The sequence below is a fragment of the Actinoplanes sp. GCM10030250 genome, from assembly GCF_042666575.1.
Classification (GTDB): Bacteria; Actinomycetota; Actinomycetes; order Mycobacteriales; family Micromonosporaceae; genus Actinoplanes.
In genome coordinates, this window is the sequence record NZ_JBHTDO010000013.1 from 1 (window position 1) to 16700 (window position 16700).

Here is a 16700-nt window from a genome sequence, read left to right on the forward strand (position 1 = left end):
GGTGGGGTGGGGGGTATACCAAAGTTGGGCGGGGGGAGACTTCGGTCGTCTGGGAAGGGGGGTGGGGCGGGCCTAGCGTCGGAGCTGTGGATGAGGAAGTCCGGGATGAGGGAACCCGCGAGCCGGTGGTGCTGACGCTCGGCGGTATGGGTCGTGTGCTGGTGATGTTCGGGCCGGTGACGCTGGGTGTGCTGCTGGCCGTGGTGGTGCCGCCGGTGGCGCGGTGGGGGCTGAGCTGGGGGATCGGGTTGCCGTTCGGGGTGGTGTGGCGGCTGGCCGGTGCGATGGATCAGTGGTGGGAGGTGGCGGTTCAGGCGGTGATCCTGGGGGTGCTCGGGATGGTGGCGAGCTTTGAGATCCTGCGCCGGACCGTACGGGTGACGATCGGTGCCGAGCGGGTGCGGCTGGACCTCGGGGATGAGGAGCGGGTGCTGTCCCGGGCCGACATCGAGGCGGTCTATCTGGACGGGGACGTTCTGGTGGTACTGGATCGTGAGTCCAAGCAGGCGTTCCGGGGTGAGCCGCAGGCGGAGGCGGCGGTGCTGGAGCGGGCGTTCCGGGAGTTCGGGTATCCGTGGCGGGACGCGGATCCGTTCGCCGGGCTCTATCAGCGGTGGACGCCGGAGGGTGGTCGGTTGCCGGTCGCGGTGGAGGCGGTGCTGGCGGCGCGGGACGTCGCGTTGCGGAAGAAGGCCGGCAAGGAGGCGGGCGAGCTGAGGGACGCGCTTCAGCAGCTGGGGTACGCGGTACGCGATGACGGTGACGAGCAGTTCTGGCGCCCCCTGGTCCGCTCATGACAGAGGCCGCCCCGGAGAGCACGGGGAGGACGGTGGCGGGGCCGGCGCGGGGGACGACGGCCGCGCTGATCGGTATCGGACGGCGGATGCTGGCGGTGGCGCACTACCGGGCCGTGGACGTGGCGGCGATCCTGCTGTCGTGGTTCTTCGCGCTGGTGCTGGTGGGTGAGGCCGAGGAGGGCGGCCGGATCGGCAGCGGCGACGTTCTGCCGATGCTGATGATCGGGTGGGTCACCGCGCTGCTGATCTGGTGGCGGCGCAGCCATCCGGTCGCGATGGCGCTGCTCATCGCGCCGGTCGGGATCTTCACCGACTCGTCCGCCTACGCGGGAGCGGTCGTCCTCTACACCCTGGTCACGCTGCGCCGAGGACGGGTGATCGCGCTCGTCCTGGCCGTGCACCTGCTTGTCGGGATCGGGTACATGTGGCTGCGCCCCGACCCGCAGATGTCCTTCTTCGCCGAGCTGGTGCTCTCGGTGGCTCTGCTGGCGGCCACTGTGGCGGTCGGTGTCGCGGTCCGGTCGCGGCGCGAGCTCATCGCCTCGCTGCGGGAGCGGGCGGTGCGCGCGGAGGAGGAGGCGCGGCTGCGCGCTGACCGGTTGCGATCGCTGGAGCGGGAGCGGATCGCGCGCGAGATGCACGATTCGCTGGCTCACCGGATCTCGATGGTGAGCCTGCACGCGGGCGCTCTGCAGATCCGCCCGGACCTGACCGCGGACGAGGTCGCCAAGGCCGCCGCAACCATCCGGGACAGCGCTCACCAGGCACTGGAGGACCTGCGGGAGATCCTCGGCGTGCTGCGTGCGGGCGCCGGCGACGGCCTGCGGCCGCAACCCGACCTGCACCATCTGGGCGAGCTTCTTGCGGACGCGCAAACAGCGGGGGTACGGGTGAACGCCGCCAATCTTCTCGACGGCGCCACGGTCGGGCCGTCCCTCGGGCGCACCGTGTACCGCCTGGTGCAGGAGGGGTTGACCAACGCGAGCAAGCACGCTCCAGGCGTACCCGTGCATCTGCTCCTCGAAAGGAACGCCCGGGGTGAGTTGCACGTGGAGGTCTCCAATCCGTTGCCGGGCACGCCCGCGCCGGCGGTTCCCGGTGCTGGTGCCGGTCTTGTCGGCCTGGCCGAGCGGGTGGAATTGATCGGTGGGCGGCTGCGGCACGGTGTTCGGGCGGACCCGCGGACCGGGCTGAGTTTCCACCTGGAAGCGTGGTTGCCGTGGCCGACCTGACGGAGTGTGATTGCTTGTGGCCGAGCTGATTCGTGTGCTGATCGCTGACGATGACCCTCTGGTGCGGGTGGGGCTGTCGATGGTGCTCGGTGCGGACCCGGACCTGCAGCTGGTGGGCGAGGCGGGGGACGGGGCTCAAGCGGTCGAGGCGGCCCGGCGGCTGCATCCGGACGTGGTGCTGATGGACATCCGGATGCCACGGATGGATGGCCTGGCCGCCACCGCGGAGCTGCGCCGCGACGGGCCGAGGCCGGCGATCGTGGTGCTGACCACGTTCGACACCGACGAGCACCTGCTCGGCGCGCTGCGGCTGGGTGCGAACGGCTTCCTGCTGAAGGACATCGCGCCGACCGAGATCCTGAGCGCGGTGCGGCGGGCGGCGGCCGGTGAGTCGATCCTGGCGCCGGCGGTTGTTCCGCGGCTGATCGGGTACGCGGTGGGCCGGTTCGCGGAGGGTGAGCGCGACAGCCGGGCGACGCGTGCCGGCACGGTGCTGGACCGGCTCACGGAGCGGGAGCGGGAGGTGGCCGATGCGGTGGCGAAGGGACGGTCCAACGCGGAGATCGGAGTTGAGCTGCACATGAGCGTGCCGACCGTGAAGGCGTACGTCTCTCGCCTGCTCGACAAGCTGGGCTGCGCGAACCGGGTGCAGGTGGCGATCCTCGTCCACGAGGCATCTGCTTGAAAGTTACACAACCCGTGAGGGTCGTTACATCGAGTGGCCTTGACGCGTTTCGGCGGCTACATTTGGGCCCGCCGTAAAGCCCATCATCCGAGTAGGGTTTGCGGCGTCCGTCACAAACGGCTGAGCAGGGTGTTCACGTGATCGAAATCAGCGGTCTTCGCAAGACGTACCGCTCCCGCAAACGCTCCGTCAAAGCTGTCGACGGGGTCGACCTGACCGTCGGCGAGGGCGAGGTCTACGGCGTTCTCGGCCAGAGCGGCGCCGGCAAGAGCACGCTGCTGCGCTGCGTGAACATGCTGGAGCGCCCGGACGAGGGCCGGGTCACCGTGGCGGGTGTCGAGCTGACCTCGCTGCGCCGCAAGCAGTTGCGCCTGGCCCGGCACGGCATCGGGATGATCCACCAGCACTTCGCGCTGCTGTCGTCGCGGACGGTCGCCGGCAACGTCTCGTTCGCCCTGGAGGTGACCGGGGTGCCGCGGGCCGAGCGCCGGTCGCGGGTCGCCGAGCTGCTCGATTTGGTGGGGCTGACCGAGCGGGCGGAGGCGTACCCCGCTCAGCTCTCCGGCGGGCAGAAGCAGCGGGTGGGTATCGCCCGCGCGCTCGCCGCCCGGCCGAAGGTGCTGCTCTCCGACGAGGCCACCTCGGCGCTCGACCCGGAGACCACCGAGTCGATCCTGCGGCTGCTGCTCGACCTGAACCGCCGTCTCGGGCTGACCATCCTGCTGATCACCCACGAGATGACAGTGGTGAAGCGGATCTGCACCTCGGCCGCGGTGATGCGCGACGGGCGGTTCGTCGAGGCCGGTACGGTCGCGGACCTGCTGCGCAAGCCCGGCTCCGAGCTGGCCCGTGACCTGTTCCCGCTGGACAGCCTGGTCGACGTGCCGGGCTCGACGATCGTCGACCTGACAGTCAGCGGTGCCGAGGCAGACGCGCCGATCATCGCGGAGTTGGCTCGGCGGTTCGACACTGACGTACGCATCCTGGGTGGTTCTGTGGAAACGCTCGCCGCGACGCGCGCGGGGCGGCTGCGAATCGCCCTGCCGGGCGCGCCGTCGGACAACCGCGAAGCTCTCGACTTCCTGCGTGAGCGGGGCGCCCAGGTAGGAGTTTCACAGTGACCTGGACCGAGGTTCTCGAGCTTCTGGAGGTCGGCTTCCAGGAGACGGCGTGGATGGTGTTCGTCTCCGCGCTGCTCACCGCGGTCGGTGGCCTGCTCGTCGGCGTGCTGCTGGTGCTCACCGACCGGGGTGGCATGCTGCCCGTGCCGCCGCTCAACGCCGTGCTCGGCCTGATCGTGAACGTCGGCCGGTCGCTGCCGTTCATCATCCTGCTGGTGGCGGTCATCCCGTTCACCCGGGCGATCGTCGGTACCACCATCGGCACCGACGCGGCGATCGTGCCGCTGACCATCGGTGCCATCCCGTTCTTCGCCCGGATCGTCGAGTCGGCGCTGCGTGAGGTGCCGCCGGACGTGGTCGCCGCGGCCACCGCGATGGGCGCCACCCGCCGCCAGATCGTCGGCAAGGTGCTGTTCCGCGAGGCGCTGCCGGCGCTGGTCGCCGGGCTGACGATCACGGTGATCGCGCTCGTCGGCTATTCGGCGATGGCGGGCGTGGTCGGCGGCGGCGGCCTCGGTGACCTGGCCATCCGGTACGGCTACCAGCGTTTCGAGACCGAGGTCATGATCGCCACGGTGGTGGCGCTGGTGGTCTTCGTCCAACTCGTCCAGATGGTGGGTGACCTGCTCGTCCGGCGGCTCTCCCACCGCTGATACCCGTGTGGTGCTCCGGCGCCACCCTGTGCCCTATTTCCTGCATCTCCCATTGATCTGAAAGGAAAGTCATGCGCCGCCGCTCCGTAGCCGCCGTCCTGGCCGCCGCCTCCCTCGTCCTGGGACTGGCCGCCTGCGGCTCGTCCGACGACGACTCGTCAGCGTCGTCCTCCTCGGACACCCTCAAGGTCGGGGTCAGCCCGGTCCCGCACGCCGAGATCCTCAAGTACGTCTCCGACAACCTCGCCGCTGCCGAAGGCCTCAAGCTGGAGATCGTCGAGTTCAACGACTACATCCAGCCGAACGTGGCCCTCCAGGAGAAGCAGCTGGACGCCAACTACTTCCAGCACATCCCGTACCTGGAGGAGGAGGTCGCGTCCAAGGGCTACAAGTTCACGGCGCTCAAGCCCGTGCACATCGAGCCGCTCGGCGTGTACTCCAAGAAGGTCAAGACCCTCGCCGAGGTGCCGTCCGGTGGTGTCGTCGGCATCCCGAACGACCCGTCCAACTCGGGTCGCGCCCTGAGCCTGCTCGCCAAGAACGGCCTGCTCACGCTCAAGGACGGCGTGGGTGTCAAGGCCACCGAGAAGGACATCGTCGCGAACCCGAAGAACCTGGAGTTCAAGGCCCTCGAGGCGGCTCAGCTGCCCCGCAGCCTGGAGGACACCGCGATCTCGGTGATCAACGGCAACTACGCGATCGAGACCGGTCTCAAGCCGGCCACCGACTCGCTCGCGCTGGAGAGCGGTGAGGACAACCCGTACGCGAACCTGGTCGTGGTGCGTACCGGTGACGAGGGTGACGCCCGGGTGGTGAAGCTGGAGAAGCTGCTGCACTCGGCCGAGGTGAAGAAGTTCATCGAGGACAAGTACCAGGGGTCGGTGCTCGCCGCGTTCTGAGTGTCTTGTAACCGCGCTTCTTGGTGCCGCGCGCTTGTTGGTGCCGCGCGCTTGTTGGTGCCGCGCGCTTGTTGGTGCCGCCGCGCTGATCCCTCGGGGTCAGCGCGGCGGCTTTTTTGTCAGCCGGTTCGTCAGCCGGCTTTCGCTGCCGCGAGTGCGGTGGTGAGGGAGGCGCAGGCGCCCTGGTCGGCCCAGACGTCGGCCGCGCCGGGCGTCTCGCCCTGCGTCCACCACTTGGCCCGCCAGATGCGGCCGTTGTGCGACACCGTGTTGCCGCCGACGTAGACCGCGCTGCTGCTCCACGCCGCCGACGAGCAGCCGGACGGCGGGGGAGTGGTGCCACCGCCGCCACCGCTGCCGCCGACGTTCACGTCGATGCAGGAGTAGAAGGCGTTCGCCGTGTCCGAGATGGTCCAGACGGCGAGGATCTTCTGGCGGCCGGAGAAGCCGCCCAGGTTGATCGTGTGGGAGAGCGTGGCGGGCGGCTGCTGGTTGTTACCGCTGAACGACGCCACCCGGGTGCCGCCGATGAAGTACTCCCAGCCGGTCGTGGCGTGCCGCGCCGTGTTGATCCAGGTCAGCGTCAGCGAGGTGCCGACGTTCGTGGCCGGCCAGCCCTTGCTGTCGTCGTTGAGCTCGGCGAACTGGGCGTTGTTGCCGTGGCAGTTACGCAGCCCCTTCGGTCCTTCGACGCTCTGCGGCTCGTACTTGATCTGCCCGCAGGAGACCTTGTTCTGCGCGCAGAGCGCCTGGCGGCTGGGCGGTGAGGAGACGTATCCGTGTGCGGAGGCTGGGGAGACCACCAGGAGCGACCCGGCGGCGCCCAACAGGGCGGCGGTTAACGTGACGATCAACTTGCGCATGTCACTCCTCCAGCGATGAACGTCGATTGATGGGTGTGACAGGAATATAAAGCAAGCTTTCCTAACAGAAAAGGGCTGTGCCGGTATGTGCCGATTCTCGAGTTCACATCGCTCGGCATCTATTGACAAAGGTTGTTAACAAGTACCACCGTTGCTGAGAGCGCTCTCTCGTCCTCTCTGCAGCGGAAAGAGGTACCCCTCGTGCGTAGAGCCCTGCGCGCCCTCGCCGCGCTGGCCATGGCCATCCCGGTCGCGGCCGCGGTATCCCCACCAGCGGCGCAAGCCATCGGCCCGAACATCCTGCCGGTCACCGTCACCAACAGCTCCGGCCGTGGCGAAGCGGTGTACCTGTACGTGATCGGTGTCCAGCTCTCCTCCGGCCGGCTCGGCTACGTCAACCAGGCGGGCACGTTCACCGCCTGGAGCGGCGGGGCGAACCCGCCGGTGCCCGCCCCCGACGTGTCCATCCAAGGTTCGGGCAACGGCGGCAGCAGCCAGCTGAACTTCCCGCGCGGCTTCTCCGGCCGGGTCTACATGGCCCTCGGTGAGAAGCTGAAGTTCTTCCTCACCCCGGACGGCCTGGTGCAGCCCGCTCCGTGGGCGGCCGGCGACCCCAACGCCAACATCCTGTTCGACTGGAGCGAGTTCACCTACAACGACGCCGGCCTGTGGCTGAACAGCTCGCAGGTCGACATGTTCGCCATCCCGCACGCGGTGACCGTCACCGGGGCGAGCGGCCAGACCAAGCGCACGGGTGACGTGGTCGCCAACGGCCGGGACAACGTCATCAACACGCTGCGCAACACCGCCGGGTGGCAGAACACGGTGCGTACCCGCTCCGACGGCACCGTGCTGCGCGTGCTCGCGCCGGGCAAGGCGGCCGGCGCCGGGCTGATGGCCGCGAACTACCTCGACCCGTACATCGCGTCGGCGTGGAACGCGTACACCGGCAAGAATCTGACCGTGGTGCCGTTCGGTGACCAGCCCAACGTTCGCTACACCGGCCGGACCTCGGGCAACGTCATGAACTTCACCAACTCGTCCGGCACCCGGGTCGCCTCGTTCAACCGGCCGTCGTCGTCGAGCGTCTGGGGCTGCGACGGCGACCTGCCGGCACCGAACGATCAGGTGGTCGGCCCGATCTCGCGTACGCTGTGCGCCGCTCTCAACCGCGGCACGCTCGGCACCATCGACACCCAGCCGAGCACCAACGCGAACGACTTCTACAAGAGCAACCCCACAAATGTGTACGCCAAGGTCGTGCACCAGAACATGTCGGACGGCAAGGCGTACGCGTTCGCCTTCGACGACGTCGGCGCGTTCGAGTCGCTGGTCCACGACGGTGACCCGCGCTCGGCCGGCATCATCCTCTCGCCGTTCACCGGCGGTGGCGGCCCGAGCAACCCCGGCACGGGCGCGGTCTCGCTGATCAGCAACCTGAACAGCAAGTGCATCGACGTACCGAACGCCACCTTCAACGACGGTGTGCAGCTCCAGATGTGGACCTGCAACAACACCAGCGCCCAGAAGTGGACCTTCACCGGCGGGGCGCTGCAGACCCAGAACAACAAGTGCATGGACGTGGCCTGGGGCTCGACCGCCAACGGCGCGATCATCCAGCTGGCGACCTGCAGCGGCAACGCGGCGCAGCAGTTCGTCCTGGAGTCGAACGGCGTGCTGCGCAACCCGCAGTCGGGCCGGTGCGTGGACATCGACGCCTGGAACGCCAACGACGGAGCGAAGCTGCTCCAGTGGGACTGCCACGGCGGCGCCAACCAGACCTGGCGCCGCGGCTGACACCGAGCTCGCCAGTCGCGCCCGCCGTGGATCCTCGCGGCGGGCGCGATCTCTGTTCCGATCGGGCGCGGGCGGCGCATAATCGGCGGATGAGCGAGGAAGAAGACCTGGAAACGGCCGGAGTCGAGCGCCAGCGCTCGGCGAACTTCGGCACGCTGCCGCCCCGGGTCCTGCCGGACGATCACGTCGGCCTGGTGGAGACACGGCGGGGCGAGTCACGGCCGTACAGCGCGCCCAGTGAGGCGCAGCAGCGGGCGATCTACGAGACCGGCGGCTGACCGGGACCGTGCGCTGACCCCGGAAATGGCGCTGACCTCGAAATGGCGCTGACCTCGAAATGACGCGGCCCTCCGGGGGAGCGGAGGGCGCGCGGGGAGGGGCGGCGTCAGGCCAGGATCGTGTCGATCCTTTCGGTGGGGAGACCGAGGGCCGTGCCGACCAGGTCGTTGGTGAGCATTCCGTCGTGGGTGTTGAGGCCCAGGGCGAGTGCCGGGTCCGCGCGCAGCGCCTCGCGCCAGCCGAGGCCGGCCAGGCGCAGGACGTAGGGCAGCGTGGCGTTGGTCAGGGCGAAGGTCGAGGTGTTGGGGACCGCGCCGGGCATGTTCGCCACGCAGTAGAAGACCGACTCGTGGACGGTGTAGACCGGGTCCTGGTGGGTGGTCGGGCGCGAGTCCTCGAAGCAGCCGCCCTGGTCGATGGCGATGTCGACCAGGACCGAGCCGGGCTTCATCCGCTTGACCAGGTCGTTGCTGACCAGGGTCGGCGCTTTCGCGCCGGGCACCAGCACGGCGCCGATCACCATGTCGGCCTCGAGGGCGGACTGCTCGATCGTGTACGCGTTCGAGACCAGCGTCTTGACCCGCCCGCCGAACTGGGCGTCGATCTGCCGCAGCCGGGGCAGGCTCAGGTCGAGGATCGTCACGTCGGCGCCCAGGCCGAGGGCGATGGTCGCCGCGTTCACGCCGGAGACACCGCCGCCGATGACGGTGACCTTGGCGGGCGCGACGCCGGGTACGCCGCCCGGGAGGACGCCGCGGCCGCCGCTGTTGCGCATCAGGCTGTAGGCGCCGACCTGCGGGGCGAGGCGGCCGGCCACCTCGGACATCGGGGCGAGCAGCGGCAGCGATCCGTCGGCGAGTTGCACAGTCTCGTACGCGATGGCGGTGGTCCTGCTGTTGAGCAGTGCCTTGGTGCCCTCGGCGTCGGCGGCGAGGTGCAGATAGGTGAAGAGGGTCTGGCCGGCGCGCAGGCGGTGGTACTCCTCAGCGATCGGCTCCTTGACCTTGAGGACCAGGTCAGCGGCGTCCCACACGGCGTCGGCTGTGGGGGCGATCCGGGCGCCGGCCGCGACGTAGTCCTCGTCGGTGATCGCCGAGCCGGTTCCGGCGCCCTGCTGCACGATCACCTCGTGGCCGTGGCGTACCGCTTCGACCACGCCTGCCGGGGTGATGGCCACCCGGTACTCGTGGTTCTTGACCTCTTTCGGCACACCGATGCGCATGGGGGTTTCCCTTTCGACCACGTCGTCTACTGGCGATAGGGTGGAACGATGTGCAGTGAACAGGCAAGACGAGCGAATGAGATTCTGTTCGTAACGTCTGTGGCGCAGATTATGCATTCCAGGCCGTCACGATGACCGACCTGCCGAAGGATCTTCGAGGCCTCGACGAGATCGATCTGGAGCTGCTGAGCCTGCTGCGTGCCGACGGCCGGATGCCCAACAACGCTCTGGCCGACCGGGTCGGCATCGCTCCCTCGACCTGCCTGACCCGGGTTCGGCGGCTGCGCGAGATCGGCGCGATCCGCGGCTTCCACGCCGACGTTGACCCGGCCTGGATCGGCCGCCCCATCCAGGCGATGATCGCCGTGCGGATCCGGTCGGACGCCCGCGACGCGATCGGCAAGTTCGCCGAGTCCCTGGCCGGGATCCCCGCGGTCCGCGACGTCTACTTCGTCTCCGGGTCGTACGACTTCCTTCTCCACGTGGCCGCCGCGGACGTCGACGACCTGCGCTCGGTGATCACCGAGCGGCTCAGCGGGACGCGGCTGATCGCGGGCACCGAGACCTACCTGATCTTCGAGCACCGAAGGGGCAATTAGCCGCCGGGGTGGCCCGCCGCTCACGGCCAGACGGGTGGTTCGGCTGGTGCTGAGCGGTGCTTTTCGCGCTCGAACCCCCCGCTCACTGCCAGCTGGTTGGTTCGGCTGGTGCTGGGCGGTGCTTTTCGCGCTCGAACCCCCCGCTCACTGCCAGCTGGTGGTTCGGCTGGTGCTGGGCGGTGCTTTTCGCGCGCTGGGAGGCAGCGCTGGGAGGCAGCTGGTGTGCCGGGTGCTCAGGGGGACAGGCGGTCGCTGATCACGTGGGCGGCGAACAGCTGGAAGCCGACGACCAGGGGGATCGTCGCCGGGACGGACAGGGCCAGGAAGAAGGCGAGCACGCCGGCAAGGGCCGGCGCGACGGCCGACCAGGGGCGGGTGGTGGCCCTCTGCCAGGCCCAGGCCGCCGCTTCGCGCAACGGCCGGTCGGGGTCGCGGCCGATCGCCACGACCGCCAGGGTGGCGAACCCGCCGAGCCAGGCGGCCACCGCGGCGGTGCCGAAGAACAGCACCGGACCGCCGGGGACCCGGCCGCGGCTGATCGCCATCAGGTCCACCAGCAGAACCAGCGCTACCAGTGTCACCGGGATGCCGGGCAGGATCAGCCGCCGGTAGAGGCCGAGAAGCGGGCGCACCCGGGGGAGGCCGCCGTCGGCGTACCGGTGCCGGACCGCCGCCGAGCCCGCCGCGAGGGCCGCCGGTGCGGTCAGCACCGGCAGCGCCGCGAGTGTCACCAGGAAGCCGATCAGCGCCAGGTCGGTGGCGAGCGACAGCCGTTCACGCCAGTCCGGGCGTACGGCCGGCGCCTCCTCCCGAGGCCAGTTCGGCATCCCGGTCACGGTCATCCCTTCAGGCCCGAGGTGTTGATGCCCTCGACGAGCATCCGCTGGAAGGCGACGAAGAAGATGAAGACCGGTGCCAGCGAGAGCACCGACATCGCGAACATCGGACCGACCGCGGACTGGCCGGACGAGTCGATGAACATGGTCAGTGCCACCGGCGCGGTGTACTTCTCCAGGTCGGACAGGAAGATCAGCTGGCGGAAGAAGTCGTTCCAGGTCCAGATGAACGAGAAGATCGCCGTGGAGACCAGAGCGGGCCGGCTCAGCGGCAGGATGACGTGGCGGAACACGCCGTACGGCGTACAGCCGTCGATCTTCGCGGCGTCGTCGAGTTCGCGGGGGACACCCCGCATGAACTGGACCATCAGGAAGACGAAGAACGCCTCGGTGGCCAGCAGCTGCGGTACGAGCAGCGGCAGGTACGGCCAGTCGCCGCCCACCCAGCCGAAGGTCTTGAACATCACGAACTGCGGCACGATCAGCACGTGGCCGGGCAGCAGCAGCGTCCCGATCATGATCGCGAACCAGAAGCCGCGCAGCTTGAACCGCAGGCGGGCGAACGCGTACGCGGCGAGCAGGCACGAGACGCAGTTGGCGACCACGGTGAGCCCGGCAACGAGCGCGCTGTTCAGGAAGAACCGCCCGAACGCGACGTCGAAGTAGTGCCAGCCGTCGGTGTAGTTGGCCGGGGTGAACACCTCCGGGAACACCGACATGTTGTTCAGGACCTCTTGCGGCGACTTGAACGAGCTGCCGAGCATCCAGACCAGCGGATAGAGGACGATCGCGGTCAGCAGGAGCAGCACCAGCGGCCGCGACAGCCTGCGGAGTGGCATCAGTCGTCTCCGTCCGAGTAGTGGACCCAGAACTTGCCGGTACGGAAGATGATCACCGTCAGCAGACCGATGGTGAGCAGGAAGACCCAGGCCATCGCCGAGGCGTAGCCCATCTGGTACTCGGTGAAGCCCTTGATGTAGAGGTGCAGCGTGTACATCAGCGTGGAGTCCACCGGGCCGCCGGTGCCGTTGCTGAGTACGAACGCCGAGGTGAAGCCCTGGAAGCCGTTGATGGTCTCGAGCACCAGGTTGAAGAAGATGACGGGCGACAGGATCGGCAGCGTGATGTTGAAGAACTTGCGGACCGGTCCGGCGCCGTCCACCGAGGCCGCCTCGTACAGCTCGACGGGCACCTGCTTCAGGCCGGCCAGGAAGATCACCATCGGGGCGCCGAACTGCCACACCGCCAGCAGGATCAGCGTGCCGAGCGCGTAGTCCGGGTCGTTGACCCAGGCCTTGCCCTCGATGCCGAACCAGCCGAGGAACGAGTTGAAGGCACCGTCGCGGTTGAACATGTTGACCCAGACGATGGCCAGCGCCACGCTGCCGCCCAGCAGCGACGGCAGGTAGAACAGGCCCCGGAAGACGCCGGCGCCGCGGAACGGGCGGTTCAGCAGCAGCGCGACGCCGAGCGCCGCGGCCAGCTTGAGCGGGGTCGCCACCAGCGCGAACGTGAGGGTGACCCGGACCGCGTGCCAGAAGGACGGGTCCTCGGTGAACATCTGGCGGTAGTTGTCGAACCCGATCCACTCCATCGACGACCAGTCGCTGAGGACGTCGTAGTTGGTGAAGCTCAGGTAGAGCGACATCATCATCGGGATGGCGGTGATCGCCAGGAACCCGAGCAGCCAGGGTGAGAGGAAGACGTAGCCGGCAGCGCCGTCGCTGTCGCGCCGGGCGGGCCGGCCCCGCCGCCCTGAGGCGGCGGGACCGGCCGGCGGCCGATGCTGTGCGGGCCGGGTACTGGTGACGGCCACAGGGGTCACCGGCTGATCGCGGCCTGGCTGGCTGCGAAGAACTGCTCGGCGGCCTCAGCGGGGGTGGCGCGGTCGTACTGAGCTTCCTCAGCGGCCTTGATCAGCTCGGAGCGGACCGTGCTGTGGCCCTTCGGCGGCACCGCGGGAGCCGGGCCGAACTTCGCCTGCATCTCGTCCTCGAAGGCGATCGAGAGCTTCATGGCGGGGTTGTCGGTGGAGGCGGCCACGGACTTGCGGATGTCCAGGTTGGACGGCAGGCCGCGGTCGGTGCCGAGGATCGCGCCGGCTTCCGGGTCGTTGGAGAGGAAGTTCAGCACGTCCGCCGCGATGTCCTTGTGCTCGGTGCCGCGGAAGACCGACAGGTACATCGAGGCCCGCGGCCACTGCGCGCTCGGGTTGCCCGGGTACGCGACGACGCCCAGCTCGTCCTTGGTGTTCTTCTGGAGCTCGGGCATCTGGTTGGCCCAGACCCAGGAGGTGAGCGCCTTGTTGGTCACCACGAGCTGCTTGGTGATGTCGGTGGCGTTGCCCTCGTGGATGATGTCCGCGGTCGGGGTGGCCTTGCTGTCGCGGGCGCCCTTCCACAGCTCGAACCAGGCCTGCACGTCCTCCTTGGTGAAGCCGAGCTGGCCGTTCACGTAGAGGTCCTTGTTGTTCTGGCGCAGCCAGACCCAGAAGGCCTTGTAGTCGGCGCTCGGGTCCATGGTGCCCGCCACCTTGGTGGCCGGTCCCGCGGTCTTCGCCCAGGTGATGAAGTCGTCCCAGCTCATGCCGGTGGTGGGCAGCGGCTGCTTGGCGGCCTCCAGCTTGGTCTTGTTGAAGACCAGGCCCTGGGTGTTCTCGCCCATGGCCACGCCGGCGAGCTTGCCGTCGACCACGCCGTACTTCCAGAGGCCCTCGGGGAACTTCGTCAGGTCGAGCTTGCCGGAGTTCTGGTACGTGGTGAGGTCGAGCGTGACGTTGCGGGTCGCGTACTCGGAGAGGAAGTTGTCGTCGATCTGGAAGATGTCCGGCGCGTCGTCACCAGCGGTGAGCGTCGCCAGCTTGTCGAAGTAACCCTGGTTGGCCTGCCAGGTCTTCTTGAACGTGACGTTGGGGTTCTTGGCGGTGTAGAGGTCGAGAGCCTTCTCGGTGAGTTCGGCGCGAGCCTCGCCACCCCACCAGAAGAAGCTCAGCTCGACTTTGCCGTCGCCGCCGGACTCCTCCCCGTCACCGCAGGCGCCGAGCGCCAGGGGAAGGGCGATCATCCCGGCGACGAGGCCGCTCAGCAGGCGGCGTCGTGTGGGGCGGGCGAAGGACTTGGGTGCGGTCATGCTTGTCGTCACTCCTTGACGGTTGCGGCTACCTCAGCGGTGGTCGCGGCGGCCGGGGTGTACGGCCCGGGGCCGGTGGAGTTGCGAATGATCAGGTCGGTCCGGAGGGTGACCTGGCCGGTTGCCCCGTCGTCGCCCTGCTGCAGCAGCATGTCGACGGCGGCGCGCCCGGCCGCGGCGGTCGGGTTCGCCACGGTGGTGAGCTTCGGGCGGATCAGACCGCTGTAGGCGATGTCGTCGATGCCGACGACGCTGATCTGTCCGGGCACCGCGATGTCGCGGTCCTGCAGTGCCTGGAGTAGGCCGATCGCCATCAGGTCGTTGTAGGCCAGGACGGCTGTGGCACCGGTGGCGAGAACCGCCTCGGCTGCCGCGGCGCCGGTCTCCTCGACCGGCTGGTGCGGACCGAGGACGGTCAGCTCCGCACCAGCCGCACGGGCAGTGGCCCCGGCGGCTCGGCGGATCTCCCGGTTGGTCCATGAGCCACGCGGCCCGGCCAGGTAGACCAGGTGGCGGTGGCCCAGGTCGAGCAGGTGCCGGATGGCTTGACGGGCGCCGTGCCCCACATCCATGACCACCGCGGGAAGTCCGGTGATCATGCGGTTAACGACGACCAGCGGCACCTCGCGGCGCAGCTGTTCTATCTGGTCGTCGCTCATCCGCGGGCTGCAGAGCAGGATCCCGTCGACCTGCTTGGCCAGGGCCTGCACGAGGTCGGCCTCGACGATGGGGTCCTCGTCGGTGTCGGCGACGAAGACGTGGTAGTCGCGCCGCCGGGCGTGGGTCTCGGCCGCCTTGATCAAGGGCGGGAAGAACGGGTTGGCGATGTCGGCCACGATCAGGCCGATGTTGTGCGTGCGTCCGGTGATCAGGGCCCGGGCCGCCCGGTTGGGGCGGTAACCGAGCTGCTCCGCGGTGGCCAGCACCCGGGAACGGGTCTCGGGGTTGACCAGGTGCGGTGCGGAGAAGGTGCGCGACACCGTGGAGATGTGCACGCCGGACGCCCTAGCGACGTCCCGGATCGTCACGGCCACGGTGCCTCCCTGACTTGCGGATGTGACCCGGATCTCTCCGGTGGAGCCATTAATGCAAACGGTTGCTGGCATGTCAACGCCCTTCTATATCGAAGTGGTTGCGTGCCGATGTCCTAGTCCTGACAAAGTCGGGCAAATGCAGACTGTCCATTGACTTGCGTCTCGGTCTACTCCCTAATCTGTTGCAAACGTTTGCCGAATGGAGGCGACGGAATGTCGTTGTCACCCCGCCGCCGGTACGCCCTCGTGGGCGCCGGCGCCAGGGCCGGTCTCTTTCTCCGGGCTCTCACCACCGACCACGCCGACGTGGCCGAACTGGTTGCCCTGGCCGATACCAACCCGGCCCGGCCAGCCGTCCACAATGCCCGGCTCGCCGCCCTCGGCGTCCCGCCCGTCCCGGTCTACGACGCCGCGGACTTCACCGAGATGCTCAAGCGCGAGCGGGTGGACGTCGTCCTCGTCACCACAGTGGACCGGTACCACGACCACTACGTCGCGGCGGCGCTGGACGCCGGCTGCGACGCCATCACCGAGAAGCCGATGACCGTGGACGTGGCCGGCTGCCGGCGCATCCTGGACGCCGGGCGCCGCGCGCCCGGGAAGTCGGTCAAGGTCACGTTCAACTACCGCTACAACCCGCTGCACGAGGCGGTGAAGCGGATCCTGCTCTCCGGCGAGATCGGGGAGATCGGCTCGGTGCACTTCGAGTGGCTGCTCGACGTCCGCCACGGCGCCGACTACTTCCGGCGCTGGCACCGCGACAAGGCCAACTCCGGCGGCCTGCTGGTGCACAAGGCCAGCCACCACTTCGACCTGGTCAACTGGTGGCTCGCCGACGAGCCCGAGCAGGTCTTCGCGGCCGGCCGGCTCTTCTTCTACGGCGAGCAGGGGCACCGGCACGGGTACGCCCGCGACTACCGGCGTGCCCACGGATCCGCCGAGGCCGAGGGAGACCCGTTCGCACTGCGGCTCGCCGACGAGCCCGGGCTGCGCGAGCTCTACCTGGAGGCCGAGGAGCACGACGGCTACCACCGCGACCAGAACGTGTTCGCCGGCGGTGTGTCCATCGAGGACGACATGGCCGTGCTGGTCCGCTACTCCCGGGGCGCCTCGATGAGCTACCACCTCACCGCGTACGCGCCGTGGGAGGGCTACCGGGTGATGTTCAACGGCAGCAAGGGCCGCCTGGAGTTCGAAGTGGTCGAGAGCGACCACGTGGCACCGTCAGCGGCCGCCGGGGTCAAGGGTGAGCCGGGCGCCGAGTCGACGGCCGAGCAGGGCTTCAAGCGCCTGCTGGTCCGGCCCTATTGGGCGCCGCCGCGTGAGGTGCCCGTGGAAGGGTATTCCCGTGGCGGGCACGGCGGCGGCGACGTGCGCATGCTCGCCGATCTCATCCGGCCCGACGCCCCGGCCGATCCGCTGGGACGTTCGGCCGACGCCGTGGACGGGGCCCGTGCCCTGCTCACCGGCCTGGCCGGCAACGCATCGCTGGCCACCGGCGAGGCCGTACGCGTCACCGACCTTCTTGACCTGTCAAACCACCGCTAGGAGCCC

17 protein-coding genes are annotated in these 16700 nt (G+C 69.0%); 10 read left to right on the top strand and 7 right to left on the bottom strand.

Annotated features, from left to right (window positions below; genetic code table 11):
* The first annotated feature begins 86 nt into the window (after positions 1-86).
* From ACFQV6_RS18285 to ACFQV6_RS18310, 6 genes are all read left to right on the top strand, one after another.
* Positions 87-797, top strand: a complete 711-nt coding sequence (locus tag ACFQV6_RS18285) for a hypothetical protein (protein WP_378028693.1) — start codon at positions 87-89, stop codon at positions 795-797.
* Entirely contained in the window at positions 794-2029 is a 1236-nt protein-coding gene (locus ACFQV6_RS18290; RefSeq protein ID WP_378028694.1) for a sensor histidine kinase, read from the top strand. Before ACFQV6_RS18285 ends, ACFQV6_RS18290 begins: the two co-directional genes overlap by 4 nt.
* 16 nt (positions 2030-2045) lie before the next feature.
* Complete coding sequence (locus tag ACFQV6_RS18295; protein WP_378028695.1) at positions 2046-2714, top strand: response regulator; 669 nt, start codon at positions 2046-2048, stop codon at positions 2712-2714.
* A gap of 137 nt (positions 2715-2851) precedes the next feature.
* On the top strand, positions 2852-3835 hold the full coding sequence (locus tag ACFQV6_RS18300; protein ID WP_378028696.1) for a methionine ABC transporter ATP-binding protein: 984 nt from the start codon (positions 2852-2854) through the stop codon (positions 3833-3835).
* On the top strand, positions 3832-4488 hold the full coding sequence (locus tag ACFQV6_RS18305; RefSeq protein WP_378028697.1) for a methionine ABC transporter permease: 657 nt from the start codon (positions 3832-3834) through the stop codon (positions 4486-4488). Before ACFQV6_RS18300 ends, ACFQV6_RS18305 begins: the two co-directional genes overlap by 4 nt.
* 71 nt (positions 4489-4559) lie before the next feature.
* Positions 4560-5387, top strand: coding sequence for a MetQ/NlpA family ABC transporter substrate-binding protein (locus ACFQV6_RS18310; protein ID WP_378028698.1), 828 nt, complete (start codon positions 4560-4562; stop codon positions 5385-5387).
* A gap of 131 nt (positions 5388-5518) precedes the next feature.
* Here the strand turns inward: ACFQV6_RS18310 and ACFQV6_RS18315 are convergent, their stop codons facing one another.
* Positions 5519-6250, bottom strand: coding sequence for a lytic polysaccharide monooxygenase (locus tag ACFQV6_RS18315; protein WP_378028699.1), 732 nt, complete (start codon positions 6248-6250; stop codon positions 5519-5521).
* Positions 6251-6487: 237 nt separating this feature from the next.
* Here ACFQV6_RS18315 and ACFQV6_RS18320 point away from each other — a divergent pair, with 237 nt between their 5' ends.
* A complete protein-coding gene (locus ACFQV6_RS18320) occupies positions 6488-8047 on the top strand; it encodes a beta-1,3-glucanase family protein (protein WP_378028868.1) in 1560 nt (519 codons plus the stop codon).
* 89 nt (positions 8048-8136) lie between these two features.
* Positions 8137-8325, top strand: coding sequence for a hypothetical protein (locus ACFQV6_RS18325; protein ID WP_378028700.1), 189 nt, complete (start codon positions 8137-8139; stop codon positions 8323-8325).
* 107 nt (positions 8326-8432) lie between these two features.
* Here ACFQV6_RS18325 and ald read toward each other — a convergent pair whose 3' ends face one another.
* Positions 8433-9548, bottom strand: coding sequence for an alanine dehydrogenase (gene ald, locus ACFQV6_RS18330; protein ID WP_378028701.1), 1116 nt, complete (start codon positions 9546-9548; stop codon positions 8433-8435).
* A gap of 131 nt (positions 9549-9679) precedes the next feature.
* Between ald and ACFQV6_RS18335 the strand changes: the two genes are divergently transcribed.
* On the top strand, positions 9680-10147 hold the full coding sequence (locus ACFQV6_RS18335) for an Lrp/AsnC family transcriptional regulator (protein ID WP_378028702.1): 468 nt from the start codon (positions 9680-9682) through the stop codon (positions 10145-10147).
* Positions 10148-10380: 233 nt separating this feature from the next.
* Here the strand turns inward: ACFQV6_RS18335 and ACFQV6_RS18340 are convergent, their stop codons facing one another.
* The 5 genes from ACFQV6_RS18340 to ACFQV6_RS18360 are packed head-to-tail and all read right to left on the bottom strand — an operon-like array spanning position 10381 to position 15146.
* Complete coding sequence (locus tag ACFQV6_RS18340) at positions 10381-10974, bottom strand: hypothetical protein (RefSeq protein WP_378028703.1); 594 nt, start codon at positions 10972-10974, stop codon at positions 10381-10383.
* A gap of 11 nt (positions 10975-10985) precedes the next feature.
* Positions 10986-11822, bottom strand: coding sequence for a carbohydrate ABC transporter permease (locus tag ACFQV6_RS18345; protein ID WP_378028704.1), 837 nt, complete (start codon positions 11820-11822; stop codon positions 10986-10988).
* Complete coding sequence (locus ACFQV6_RS18350; protein ID WP_378028705.1) at positions 11822-12799, bottom strand: carbohydrate ABC transporter permease; 978 nt, start codon at positions 12797-12799, stop codon at positions 11822-11824. Before ACFQV6_RS18350 ends, ACFQV6_RS18345 begins: the two co-directional genes overlap by 1 nt.
* 5 nt (positions 12800-12804) lie before the next feature.
* Complete coding sequence (locus tag ACFQV6_RS18355) at positions 12805-14112, bottom strand: ABC transporter substrate-binding protein (protein WP_378028706.1); 1308 nt, start codon at positions 14110-14112, stop codon at positions 12805-12807.
* 8 nt (positions 14113-14120) lie between these two features.
* The gene (locus ACFQV6_RS18360) at positions 14121-15146 is read right to left on the bottom strand and encodes a LacI family DNA-binding transcriptional regulator (RefSeq protein WP_378028707.1); all 1026 of its coding nucleotides are present in this window, start codon (positions 15144-15146) and stop codon (positions 14121-14123) included.
* Positions 15147-15359: 213 nt separating this feature from the next.
* Between ACFQV6_RS18360 and ACFQV6_RS18365 the strand changes: the two genes are divergently transcribed.
* Positions 15360-16694: a Gfo/Idh/MocA family protein gene (locus ACFQV6_RS18365; protein WP_378028708.1), complete on the top strand. Its 1335-nt coding sequence runs from the start codon at positions 15360-15362 to the stop codon at positions 16692-16694.
* The last annotated feature ends 6 nt before the right edge of the window (positions 16695-16700 follow it).

Excerpts from the sequence above, each read along its gene's own strand:
- ACFQV6_RS18290 (WP_378028694.1), top strand. The coding sequence starts at position 794 with ATGACAGAGGCCGCCCCGGAGAGCACGGGGAGGACGGTGGCGGGGCCG.
- ACFQV6_RS18325 (WP_378028700.1), top strand. The coding sequence starts at position 8,137 with ATGAGCGAGGAAGAAGACCTGGAAACGGCCGGAGTCGAGCGCCAGCGC.
- ald (WP_378028701.1), bottom strand. The coding sequence starts at position 9,548 with ATGCGCATCGGTGTGCCGAAAGAGGTCAAGAACCACGAGTACCGGGTG.
- ACFQV6_RS18355 (WP_378028706.1), bottom strand. The coding sequence starts at position 14,112 with ATGACCGCACCCAAGTCCTTCGCCCGCCCCACACGACGCCGCCTGCTG.
- ACFQV6_RS18320 (WP_378028868.1), top strand. The coding sequence starts at position 6,488 with ATGGCCATCCCGGTCGCGGCCGCGGTATCCCCACCAGCGGCGCAAGCC.
- ACFQV6_RS18365 (WP_378028708.1), top strand. The coding sequence starts at position 15,360 with ATGTCGTTGTCACCCCGCCGCCGGTACGCCCTCGTGGGCGCCGGCGCC.
- ACFQV6_RS18315 (WP_378028699.1), bottom strand. The coding sequence starts at position 6,250 with ATGCGCAAGTTGATCGTCACGTTAACCGCCGCCCTGTTGGGCGCCGCC.
- ACFQV6_RS18310 (WP_378028698.1), top strand. The coding sequence starts at position 4,560 with ATGCGCCGCCGCTCCGTAGCCGCCGTCCTGGCCGCCGCCTCCCTCGTC.
- ACFQV6_RS18345 (WP_378028704.1), bottom strand. The coding sequence starts at position 11,822 with ATGCCACTCCGCAGGCTGTCGCGGCCGCTGGTGCTGCTCCTGCTGACC.
- ACFQV6_RS18335 (WP_378028702.1), top strand. The coding sequence starts at position 9,680 with ATGACCGACCTGCCGAAGGATCTTCGAGGCCTCGACGAGATCGATCTG.
- ACFQV6_RS18340 (WP_378028703.1), bottom strand. The coding sequence starts at position 10,974 with ATGCCGAACTGGCCTCGGGAGGAGGCGCCGGCCGTACGCCCGGACTGG.